Consider the following 11,311-nt stretch of genomic DNA (forward strand, 5'->3'; position numbering starts at 1 on the left):
TGTCTATGAGTGTTTGACAACATCAGCCCTCCCGCGCACGCGCGCGAGGTGGGCAAAAAGTCGCGGAGGGGGAGAATCTCTTGCCGGAACCTAACTCGGGCTGGGGCAGGTGGTAGAGATTTCGACCCCCCTTACCCCCGGGGGGAGAAAGCAACGGCCGGCAACCCATGGAAGGGCGGCCGGCCGCTGCTGGGAGGTGCCCGAACTGCTAGGCAGCAGGCTCCGCAATGTCGATCTCTACGAATGCGCCGGGCTGCTTGATAGCCACGCCGGCGCGAGTCTCAACACGGAACTTCACTTGGTTCTTGTCGAACAGTGCGCCGCCGGTGTCCACGTTCAGCACTGCCTCCTGCCGCGTGACTAGCTTGGCAGCGGCCCAGTCTCCAAGTACCGCAGTACCAGCGGCCACGGCCAACGAGGTCACGCGCGGGATAGTCCACAGCGTGCGCACGGCCTCCGCTGCCGGGTCCCCGAGTAGGTACTTGCCAGAGTCCACACCTTCACGCAGCAGGTCCAGACGCTCAGCGTCCGTAGGATGTAGCACCAGCGCGGTAGGATCCACGCCCGTGACCTGCAAGGCGGTCATGGCCTTGCGCAGTGTGGTGAGCAGGTCAGCGCTCCACGCCTGCGATAGGTGCCCCGAGGTGGACAGAATGCCAGTCATGTTCTCCCCGGTACCGTCACCACTCAGCGCCTGCTGCTCAATGGCGCGCTGCAAGCCGTAGCCCATTTCATTGGCTAGGAACTCCCCTAGGCTTTTGTCATCGTGGAAGTAACGCTGCGGGAATGGCTCCGACAGGTGAGCAATGACGCGGAACCGGTCCTCGATTTCCTCCATGGTGTAGATCGAGGTCGGTTTCAGTGCGCCGTCAGCGACTGGCGCGGCCTTGGAATCGCGGACGGTCTGGCGCAGGTAGGTGAAAGTGTTGGTTCCGCCGCCGTCGCCGCGCATGATTGCGTCCATGATTTGGCTGTCGTTTTCAACGCGTGGCTTGTAGCCTGCCAGATCGCGGCCGTAGTCCTCATCAGACAGACCCTCGGCCGGCTCTCCGCGCAGCAGGTCCAGCACCGAGGTTGGCACGGCACCCAGTGGCGCGACCCCATCAGAGACAGGGTTAGCCATGGTCACGGATCCGGACACTAGGGCCTTGGATCCGTCAGCGCGGCCCATGGCCTCGCGCACGGTCTTTACGCCGGCGCGGCCCCATGCCTTGCGACCTACAGGGCCGGCGGCCTTCTTGCCCGGGGCACCGCCGATTTCATCCGCCAGCGCCTTGGCGGCTGCCAGAATCTCCGCGTCGGCCTTGGCCTCCTTGGCCCGCTTCACGAAGTCATCGGCGGCCTTCATAGCTGCGTCAAATGCTGACTTCTCAGCGGTGGTAAGTTCGCGGTTCTCGTTATCTGCTTTTTCCGCCAACAGGCGGGCCGCCTTGGCATTCTCCAGTGCCTTGGCTTTTAGCTGCTCAAACTTGTTCATCGTTTTTTCCTAACGATTAGCGCCGTCCACAAATGGGGATAGCTCACCCATGGGCACGGCTAAAAATGAATGTGAATACGGCCCGGCGCGGTGCTACGCGGTCCCGGCGCAAAACGGAACGGCGGACCTATGACAGGGCCAAAATGAAAGCGGGGCCTAGCGGACGGAATGAGTACCGGCGGCTGGCAAGTCCTAGCGCGTCACGCTCAGTCAATGGCGGGGGCTCCTCGAACTTGTCCCGTGCCCGGGATCCTCGTTCTTGGCCTTGGCCAGCTGCCGAACTAGTCGCGCTAGAACAACACTAACTCGAACGCCGCGACTCTTTCGCCAAAGCGCCCAGATATGCCGTCAGCTCCGCAGCGGACAGGCCGGCCAAATCTTCTGATGCCCCGAACTCGTCCAGCTCGTGATCCGGGACGTTCAAGGACCCGAACCGCACGCCGGCACGATACGCAGCACGCCAAGCCATAGGCACCATACCGGCGAGCGCCAGTGTCATTGCTTCTAGCTCTTTTGGATCCATGGCGGAGAGTAGCGCGGCCGCGCCGGCCCCGTCGTTGGACTGCACGGCGCGCACCAATCCGACCGCGTCGCCTGCTGCCACACGCAGCTCGAGCGCGTTCTCGTTTGTGTTGCTCATTTTTGTTTTCCTTGTCTAATCGCTGTGCGCCCGTTTCCGGGCCTCACCGTGTTTTCGTGGCCGATCACCCGGCCGGGGGCCTGCTAGTCCGTGTCCGCTGCCGGCGGGACCGGATCCGGGGCCGCTTCGGCTTGCTCCGCAGCATCCACTAGCTTGTTTGCCAGCGCGTAAGCTTTTTCCGGACTCAGCCATATTGATTTGTTTTCAATGCGCAGCTGCACCCCTGACCGCCTCACGCCGCGGTCACCGTAACGCCATAGGTTCACCTTCGTGCGCCGCCGATTAGCTGGCCGGCCCTCGTAATCTGGTGCCCTCACTTGCTTGCCTCCTGCCGCTTACGCCACGCCGCCGAAGTGGCACGCGCCCGCAACTTGTTCTCAGGCCGCGCCCGATACTCCGCCGCCTTGGCCCGAATATCCTCTCGATTACGCGCCCGCCAAATAGCGCTAACCTCAGCGACACAGGCACGGCACCGACTTTTCCGGCCGTCCCGTGTTCCTCCCTGCCGTTGATACCCCTCGAGCGGCTTGTCCTCACCGCAGCCATTGCAGAACTTCCACGCCTCAGCCTCGAAGAATTGGCGCTCGCCGGTGGTTGTGGTCATCGTTTGTTTCCTCGTTTCAGGTAGGGCCGGCAGATGTAGCAGGGGATCACGTCGCCGCGCTCGTTTTCGCCGCGCCAGCCGTCATTGCAGATATGCGGCACTGGGCCAGGGGAACTCGGGGGCTCAGCCGGGGCCGGCGATAGGCCGAGGTCCGTGGGGTCCCGTTCCTCACGCATCACGGCCTCCGAGCTCTTCGCCGTGTCCTGCGCAGTACTGGCCGAATTGGGCGGAGTACTCAGTCACCCGGCGGTCGCAGTCGTTCACCGAGCATTGGAGCCCGGCCGGTACAGTGGCCAACCATGGCTCCGCTTGGTTTTTTGGTTGCTTGTCATCAAAAGAAGTACCGTCCCGAACCGGTCCGGTCCGGTCCGTTCCGTTCCGTTCCGGGTCACGCGTATTGTCACGGCGTGACTCCGCGCCAGTGTCACGCCGTGACTCACCGCGTGACGCTTCAGGCACCGCCGGCGGCGTATCCTTGCCAAGCCCACGCGCGGCCAGCTCCGCTCCGATCGCGTCATCTGTGAGCCCTTGCGCCTTCAATGCTTGACGCTCCCGGGCTCGACGCTGCCGACGCGCGTCGTTGGCCCGTTTGTTGGTCAGATAGGCCGCCGAGGGCTGCTCCTGCATGTGGTGAACGATCCGCAGTTCATCCGGACCGGTCCGGATCCACAAGTCGGCCGCCAGCAACTCAGCAACGGCCGCGCCCGGATCCTCAGTCTCAGCGAACCGCCGAACGTCGCGCCGGTCCAATATGCCGTCGGTTTCCCGGTCAACCGCATAGGCCAACCCCTCAACGTGGGTACGGAACGCAGCATCGGACAAGCCCGCTCGAGCCGCCTCTTTGGTGAACTCTTCACCGAGCTTTAGCCACGTCATGACAGACCACCACCGGCGAGCGCCGCTATTTGCGCGCAGCTGCTGAATACCGAGGGGCCGGGGATGAACTCGGGGGCCTGCTCAGTTAGGCTGGTCGCACGGATCCGGCTCGATCCAGAAACGCGGCGGCCCTCGATACACTCGGGGGCCGTCGCGCTACCCGGGAACGTATCAGGTACGATGGTCGACATCTGCTTGGAGCGTGCCATTACCTCCAGATTGCGGCCCCTGCCCTTCCCGGCGGGGGCCGTTGCCATGCGCGGGCTCATTTGGACACGCCGCCGGTAGGACGTAGCATCCCAGATATGCGCGCCCGCTGCTCCATAGTCAGCGGCGGCGCTTCATTGATGATCTTTTCGGCATACGCTGCCAGTTTCGCGGCCGCGAGGTCCCGGCGTGCATTCTCGATTTGTTCCGTGTTGCCCCAGCGGCTCGCGGATCCAAGCGCGGCCCGGGCTTGCACTACTTCAGACATAAAAAAGCTCCCTGCATGAAAGCGCTAAAAAGCGTTTCACCGGGAGCTATCTCACTACTTCCTCCAACTCTTGGAGGCCCTGAATCGTCCGTGGCTATGGTTGCCCGGGGAACCTGAAAAAAGAATACTTCATGCTTAAGCACCAGGCCAAACGAAACGCGGCGGCCGCTGCTTTTCCATCCCCCGGGCACGCCAAAGCTTCAGCGCCCGCTCCACGTGCTCCAGCAAGCGCCACACGGCCACACCCTGCCCCACGTCGCCGCAGGTCAGGCACTCAACCCGCAGCGGCGGCTCCGCGTCCGGTTCACGGTCTGCCAAATCTTCGGCCACCTCGTTGTCCACAGCTGTGAACACTTCACCCTTGCGCCGTGCCAGCCTCAGCCCGTCGCCGTCCAACTCCAACCGCAACCGAGCGCCCGTGTCATGGCCGCCGGCACAACGAACATGCACTGGAACTGTCCGAACGCTGCCGGCCGGCCGAGCAGTACCAAGCACCAAGTCCCGCAGCTCCGCAGACACGGGGCCGGGCCATTCGCAGTCATCCCAATTCATGCCGCACCCTTCCACTCAAAACGGACCTGCTCAGGCGAAAACTTCACACCCACACCGGCAGGCAAAATCGTAATGTCCACCAGTTCCCGCAGCACCGCGCGGCGGCGCTCCATTGACGCGGCGGCCCACGCCTCAGCGGCCCCGCTGCCCACCATCCCGTCCAGCACGCGGAAAGGCTGCTCCATGGTCACGCGGGCCTCAGCCGCCGACAGATCAGACTTCAGCTGCTCCGTGATCCGCGTAAGCTGGCGAACAGTAATGGTGTCGGCCGCGTACTCATCGGCCGCGCTATCCATGCGCGCCACAATCGCGTCCCGGGCTGCCATAGCCTCACGCAACCGGGAAGGGTCCCGGCTCAAGTCCAACGCAGCGTCAGGCCTCGACAGGCGGCCCACAACGATCCGCTCGACCCACGCATCCAGCGGCTCCATTATGCGAACGGTGCGCTGGCAAGCAGAACAGCCGTATGCCGGGGCCCTTCGATGCTTGTTCTCCTTGGCCTGCACAATGGGACGCATAGCGCCGCCGCACTTCCCGCACCGATAGATGCCGGATCCGAGGTAGCGCGGCTCACGGCCACGCGGCGGGATTCTGTTAGGGTCCGAGAGGATCGCAAACGCACGGTCGAAAGTTTCTTGGTCTATCAGCGGTTCCCAGTTTCCCGGGCCTACAACCTGCCCGCGGTGTTTCCGCAGGCCTAGGTAGGCTTCGCGGCGCAGCATGCGCCCAATCACGGCCCCGAGCCACAGTTTCCCGGAATGGGTTCTCAGTCCGCGCGCGTTCATATCATTAGCAATTGACCTAAGCGTCTCACCATCAGCCACCCGTCTGTACCAATCGCGCACGATGGCCGCTTCTTCCTCGTGCACCACATCTTGGCGGAATTTCCGGCCGTCCTCGCCTACTTGGTTCACGCGGCGATAACCGAACGGCACAGGCCCGTGCGGCTCCCCCGATGCCGCCAGTTGGTCAAACTTACGCTTCAGCCGGCGGGACTGCTGTTCCACCTCATGACGTGCCACGCTCCCCTTCATACGCGCCAGAAGGCGGCCTTGTGGGGTGGCGAGGTCCATTTCGCCCCCGACAGATGCAAGCGCCAGCTCGTGCCGGTCCGCTAAGTCAATGAACGTTTCAAGCTCAGCGGGCGTGCGCGTCAGCCGGTCAACGTCCCAGACAATCACCGCGCCAATGGTGCCGTTTTCTATTGCCTCGATCATCCGGACGTACTCGGGGCGAGCGCGTCCGTTACTAGCGCTCACGTTGTTGTCTACAAAACGGTCCACGATCGACCAGCCGCGCCGAGCCGCTTCACGCGTGCAATCCTCCAGCTGCCGAGCCACTCCTAGGGCCGTTCCGTCAATATCACTGGAAATGCGCGCGTAAATTCCGCAGGCCTGTTTCGTGGTCATGTCTCCATGTTACACAGCGAGACTATTATAAGAATTTGACAGGAGAATTTACCCAGATCTCTTCAACAGAAGGATCATCCAATAAGGGTTGCAGCGCTCCGAACCCGGCCACATTATCGAATACTGAACGTTGGGCGGCCTCTAGCGATCCAAGTGAAGGCACGGCGCCAAGCAATGCGCGTTCGTCGTAGTCGCGAATGACCTCTTCAATAAGTGATCGGATCATCGCTGGCTGCTTTGCCGGGTCCAATCCACGCCGGCGAACCAGCTCGCGTACTTCGTCTTCGACAATGGACAGCGCATCCACGACTGACTCCTTTGGCTTCCCTACTGGAGGATCCCGATCTCGGGGACTATCGGCGAGCGCGTCGTCGGTGCAGCATACCTATTCGTATGACAAGGGATGCTATCTGCAGCAGAGACCGCTTTCAAGAGGTTCCCGAAGTTGTGGATAGTTCTTGGTACTTTCTCCACACCAAGATTCTTATCTTCCAGCGCCGCCCTCAATGCTGGTTTAGATGGGAACGACAACATTCCATTACATTCAGGAGACCTCATGGTCCGCTATGAATTACTTCTGATTTCCCGAAAATTCCAGCATCCGCGGCAATTCGAACTTGTCATGTCCGGACGAATATCGGGCGAGCAGCTCGCCGCACTGCTGCAGCAGCATTTCCCGGGACAACGATGGTATTCGGGAATAACGCGGATAGAAGAGTTGGGGATCCTGCATGCGTCTGAACGTCTTCTGCTCAATGAATTGCCCCAACCTGTTCGCGCCACAAGCACCACAGCTTCGTGCCTCAAGTTATATGTAGTTCGCGGCCCCGACGCTGGTGCCTGGATTCCGCTCACAAAGGGAGAACATGTCATCGGCAGAACCGCCCCATTATGGTTAGAAGATCCGCTGGTGTCCCGGGTTCACGCGAAGTTATTCGTGACAACCCGGAGCTTGCGCCTGGTAGCCTGCTCTGAGCAGCAACTTGCCATGCCAGATGGCAGCCGCTGCGAGTCCGTGGAATTGGAACACGGATCGCGCTTCTTTCTGGGCAACACTGAATTCGCTGTCGGCGATCCATTAACCGCCCAATCCGGTCAATTGGTAACCCCCGAACAATTGGAAATCCAAGTACCTTCCAAGCCCGAGCTGTCCCGCTTAATTGCTCTGGTCCTCGCAGCATTCGTTCCGATCATCTCCGGCGTCTTGCTTGCCTTGGTTACCGGTTCGATGCTCTTTCTGATCTTGAGTGGCGTTTCGGCCCTTATGGGTATGGTGCCTGCCGGTCAACTGTTCGTGGAGCGTCGCGAATGGAAAAGGGAAATGGAAGTGCAACGAGCTTCCGCCATTATCGCGAGAAGTAAATATTCTCCGGCTCTCGGAGAATCGTTCGTAGCCGGACTGGATTCCGCTTCTTTGGGACTGTCGCATGCCCGGATACCACCACTGGTTTGGGGCGAGGGACTGTGGTCTCCGCAGGACACCTCTCGTTCTGATCCCACGGGGATCCGCAAAGTATTTCGTAGCCTCAGGAAGACGAAGTCGGACGCGCCCTGGTTCGGTCCAGTATTTTTCCCGAGTACCCCGAGCGTCTGGCAGCTGAATTCTGCACAAGGGCAAAGCGCTGGGGCTATTCTGGCCGCAGTACTTGCACGCTATCTCCCGGCCATACATTCCGGCCAGATACGGCTCGTGCTCGATCCCAGTGTCAGGTGTCTTCCGGCGTCGCTGCTTTTGGTGAGCAACGTTTCCGTGGCCCACCTGTCGATTCCCGAAGAATCGAGCTTCACCAGGAAAGAGGAAACCAACCTGGCGACGTTGTACGTCACTGCCCAGGAACCTCAACCTATTTCCGGCGCCCTGGTGCTGGGCGTTTCACCGGTGCTGGCCGAATCCGTGGAGAATTGGATTGTTCCAAGCCCCGTGTCCTCGCGTTTGCCCGACGAACGCTTAGTGCTGCAGAACCTAAGCACGCTGAGCCTTTCGCGGTTCGACAGGATGGTGCAGCAGTATGTGCAGCTGCAAAAGCAGGCAATAACCAAGAACGCAGAATCCATTGCATCCCCGTCACTAGCCGTACGGGCACATCTGGGCCTCGATGAACAGCAAGAGGACGTGTTCCTTGATCTTCATGAGGATGGTCCGCATGTACTGATTTGCGGCACTACAGGGTCAGGCAAGTCAGAAGCGCTCAGGCGCCTGATTGCTGATTTTGCCCGGAACCACCCGCCGACTCAGCTTGCCTTCGCACTTATTGATTTCAAGGGTGGAGCTGGACTAGGCGTCTATGCAGGTTTGCCCCATGTCCAGCTCTTCGCAAGCGACCTCGATGAGGCAGCGGCTCAGCGCACGTTGGAACAACTAGAACATGAGGTGCGGCGGCGCGAGGAGCTTCTGGCAGCACAAGGCTGCAGCGACATTGCGGAATATCAAGATCTCGACGAATCAGGCCCGATTCTGCCTCGCTTGCTGGTAGTCATTGACGAATTCCGTGTTTTCGTCGAAACGCTTCCTCAAGCCAGCGCCAGAATTGATCGTTTAGCTGCGGTGGGTCGAGCTCTAGGAATCCATCTGATTCTCAGCACGCAGCGTCCGGCTGGCGCTTTGACGGGACAAACCAAGGCGAACTTAAACACGACAATCGCATTGAGGGTAAACGACCCGGGTGAGTCCGTGGAACTGGTGGGCTCCACCGAGGCGTCCAAACTCCTCCACCCCGGACAGGCGATCATCAAGGGCGCTTCCAAGCCCACTAGGAACATGCAATTCCAGCTGGCCATCGAGCCGCCACTGCACGGCGAACTATTCGAGCGGAATCGTCAAGATCTCAGCCTTCGTCCGTTATGCCGATTCGAAAAGAGCATCGCGTCAGTCGCTGGAGATCGCTTGCAAAACCATGCAGCAGAACTTTCCTCACAGTGGTCCACTTCGGAGCTCCCGGTATCTGGTTTTGCTCCAGCGTTGCCTCGGCCAGCAGAACCAACGCACTCGCCAGATACGTGGGATGGGAAGGAACGAGGAACGATTTACTGCGGCGTTGCAGATAATCTGCATTTGGCCCGGCTTGAACCTTTGATTCTTGACCCTGCCCGTTCACGATCAACATTGATCTGCGGCTTGCCAGAAGCCGGTGCCCGAACCCTGTTCGCTTCCCTCGCCCGTTCGCCCAGAAAAATACTTTGCTTCGGTCCGTCGCCGATCCCGGATGCCACTGAAAACGTCAAGGTTGTCACGGGTGAGGATCCCTATGGCTTTTTCGATGCTGTCGACTTCCTGGAATCCATGCCCAGTGATCCAGCATTGATCATTCTCGTTCATTCACTGGCCCAGTTGCAGTCCAATATCCACCCGCAACATTTCCAACGCCTGGACGAAGCACTCGGTACGCTATTGCGTTTCGGCGGCCCGCAATCGCCTATGGTGATTTGTTCAGTTGACCGCGACCAAAACGCGTTGAAGTCCACCGGTCTTTGTACAGAGCAATGGTTCTTCCCATTCAACGCTACCGAGTCATTAAAGATGATGTGGCCCAAGATCCCGGCCTGTTCGCTTTTGCCGGGTCGAGGGGTCAAGCTGAGTTCGGGGCATCCTCCGCAGGTCTTCCAACTCACCGAAGTTCAATTAGCTGAAATCCCGGGAAGCACCTGGCCCGAAGTGCCTTCGGCTTGGCAGATGCCTTCAGGTTCTGCCCTTCAACCGGCAAACTTTCTGGGATACTCGCCCTTCGATGGTGAGGCGGTCCCTCGACCAGCAGGTCCGATGGTTGTTGTGCTGTGCCCCGATACGCAACAGCGCCGGCAGCTGACTGCCGTACTCGCTGTGCGTTGGAACTCCCCGCATATTTGCGGCCTACCGGACTTTGAACGGTTCGTACGTTCTCTCGAGGACGGCTCGTACCGTGTTCGGCAGGACTTGCTTTGCCTCTTCCTCGAAACCACCAATGACTCTCGGTTGCCACCGCTCTTGAACGCTCTGAATTCGAGGGGAATCGGTGTCGCGCTATTCGTTCCGCCGTCCAGCAGGATGGCCTTCGACCTGGGATTGAGCGCCAACGGGTTCGATGATCGCCAGGTAGTCGCTGTCGAAGCCCATCATCCGCAAGATCTACAACCGATGAATTGGCAGCCAATCCATCAGGTGCCTCATCAAGGAGCCAAAGACTATTGGTGCGCGGTCATCTCCAAACGAGGCAAACCGCGGATGATTCATATTCCGTACGAATTATCTGCTGGCAATTCAGCGGTTTGGCCGGTCTCCGAGGAATGCGGTGGTCTTCGGCGCGAAGAGCATCACCACAGTGGTTCCGGCGACCACGATGGAAAGTACCGCCGCGGCCGTCACCATCGGGATATTGGAGCTCAGGAATGAAACAGAGAGGATGAGCTGGAATAGTTGCCAAACGACAATCGGAGCACGAGTGAACGCTTTTCCCTTGAAGAAGTTGACAGCTACCGAGCCTTGCCAAACGGCAAGAAGCAAGCACAGGGCCAGCATGAATAACTGCCCGCCCATATTGACTGTTCCGTTGGTGTCGAGGTTCAACATGTAGCTGATGGCGTACGCCAGAACAGCCAGGGCCTCAATTAGGACAAGCGCGGCAACCACGAAAACACTGGTTGGGCGGGACGAGATTGCATTTTCGTTGCTCACATCAACAATTTTCGTTGACCTTCTGCAGGAACTCAAACCGCAACAATTGACTTTTGCTGTTGCTCGCGCCACACCTCTGATAACTAGCGGATCCTAGTGCCAAATGCCATGTGAGAAAGCACTCAGGCATTCAGCAACATTTCGCTACCGTGACTCTTGTTTACTTCCGCGTTACATGAAAACCTTATGTGGTCGGTTAAACGAAGTGCCCGAATGGACTTCTCCGACCTTTCGAGACGCCAGATGTTAACCGCTAGGCAACCAGGATTTCATTTCACTCCTAGTTATTTTTTGCCTGTGTGTTGATTGTCGTTGGTGTTTCACACCCTCTCAGATTTCAAGGAGCATCAATAAGCATGGATTGGCGTAGCCGCGCGGCGTGTCTGGAAAAGGACCCGGAACTGTTTTTCCCAGTGGGAAACACCGGTCCGGCCCTGTTGCAGATCGAAGAGGCCAAGAGCGTCTGCCGTCGATGTGAAGTAACCGAAACCTGCCTGCAGTGGGCTATTGAGTCCGGCCAGGATGCAGGCGTCTGGGGTGGCATGAGCGAAGATGAGCGTCGTGCCTTGAAGCGTCGTGCAGCACGAGCTCGCCGCGCTTCCTAATTAAGCTGCGCTCGAGGTAATTCTC

General features: G+C 59.6%; 8 protein-coding genes and 1 pseudogene. 2 read left to right on the forward strand and 7 right to left on the reverse strand.

Annotated elements, in window-relative coordinates; all coding sequences use genetic code 11:
- Nucleotides 1-208: 208 nt before the first annotated feature.
- The 7 genes and pseudogenes from ACP3TE_RS01160 to ACP3TE_RS01190 form a co-directional block, all read right to left on the reverse strand.
- Complete coding sequence (locus ACP3TE_RS01160; protein ID WP_426734914.1) at nt 209-1,477, reverse strand: phage major capsid protein; 1,269 nt, start codon at nt 1,475-1,477, stop codon at nt 209-211.
- A gap of 301 nt (nt 1,478-1,778) precedes the next feature.
- Entirely contained in the window at nt 1,779-2,117 is a 339-nt protein-coding gene (locus ACP3TE_RS01165; protein WP_426734916.1) for a hypothetical protein, read from the reverse strand.
- Between the two features lie 772 nt (nt 2,118-2,889).
- The gene (locus ACP3TE_RS01170) at nt 2,890-3,597 is read right to left on the reverse strand and encodes a hypothetical protein (RefSeq protein WP_426734918.1); all 708 of its coding nucleotides are present in this window, start codon (nt 3,595-3,597) and stop codon (nt 2,890-2,892) included.
- A 265-nt stretch (nt 3,598-3,862) separates the two neighbouring features.
- Entirely contained in the window at nt 3,863-4,072 is a 210-nt protein-coding gene (locus ACP3TE_RS01175) for a hypothetical protein (RefSeq protein ID WP_426734920.1), read from the reverse strand.
- A gap of 135 nt (nt 4,073-4,207) precedes the next feature.
- Nucleotides 4,208-4,426 (reverse strand): hypothetical protein, encoded by a 219-nt coding sequence (locus tag ACP3TE_RS01180; protein ID WP_426734922.1) that lies wholly within the window; start codon nt 4,424-4,426, stop codon nt 4,208-4,210.
- Between the two features lie 194 nt (nt 4,427-4,620).
- Entirely contained in the window at nt 4,621-6,033 is a 1,413-nt protein-coding gene (locus tag ACP3TE_RS01185; RefSeq protein ID WP_426734924.1) for a recombinase family protein, read from the reverse strand.
- A gap of 40 nt (nt 6,034-6,073) precedes the next feature.
- Nucleotides 6,074-6,340, reverse strand: a pseudogene (locus ACP3TE_RS01190) (CpaF family protein); the annotation flags it as partial.
- Nucleotides 6,341-6,589: 249 nt separating this feature from the next.
- Between ACP3TE_RS01190 and ACP3TE_RS01195 the strand changes: the two are divergent.
- Both ACP3TE_RS01195 and ACP3TE_RS01200 read left to right on the forward strand, forming a co-directional pair.
- The gene (locus ACP3TE_RS01195; protein ID WP_166650817.1) at nt 6,590-10,399 is read left to right on the forward strand and encodes an FHA domain-containing protein; all 3,810 of its coding nucleotides are present in this window, start codon (nt 6,590-6,592) and stop codon (nt 10,397-10,399) included.
- 638 nt (nt 10,400-11,037) lie between these two features.
- Nucleotides 11,038-11,286, forward strand: a complete 249-nt coding sequence (locus tag ACP3TE_RS01200; protein WP_013348560.1) for a WhiB family transcriptional regulator — start codon at nt 11,038-11,040, stop codon at nt 11,284-11,286.
- Nucleotides 11,287-11,311 lie beyond the last annotated feature (25 nt).

Source organism: Glutamicibacter sp. 2E12 (genome assembly GCF_050030965.1).
Taxonomy (GTDB): domain Bacteria; phylum Actinomycetota; class Actinomycetes; order Actinomycetales; family Micrococcaceae; genus Glutamicibacter.

Excerpts from the sequence above, each read along its gene's own strand:
- ACP3TE_RS01160 (WP_426734914.1), bottom strand. The coding sequence starts at position 1,477 with ATGAACAAGTTTGAGCAGCTAAAAGCCAAGGCACTGGAGAATGCCAAG.
- ACP3TE_RS01165 (WP_426734916.1), bottom strand. The coding sequence starts at position 2,117 with ATGAGCAACACAAACGAGAACGCGCTCGAGCTGCGTGTGGCAGCAGGC.
- ACP3TE_RS01170 (WP_426734918.1), bottom strand. The coding sequence starts at position 3,597 with ATGACGTGGCTAAAGCTCGGTGAAGAGTTCACCAAAGAGGCGGCTCGA.
- ACP3TE_RS01175 (WP_426734920.1), bottom strand. The coding sequence starts at position 4,072 with ATGTCTGAAGTAGTGCAAGCCCGGGCCGCGCTTGGATCCGCGAGCCGC.
- ACP3TE_RS01185 (WP_426734924.1), bottom strand. The coding sequence starts at position 6,033 with ATGACCACGAAACAGGCCTGCGGAATTTACGCGCGCATTTCCAGTGAT.
- ACP3TE_RS01195 (WP_166650817.1), top strand. The coding sequence starts at position 6,590 with ATGGTCCGCTATGAATTACTTCTGATTTCCCGAAAATTCCAGCATCCG.
- ACP3TE_RS01200 (WP_013348560.1), top strand. The coding sequence starts at position 11,038 with ATGGATTGGCGTAGCCGCGCGGCGTGTCTGGAAAAGGACCCGGAACTG.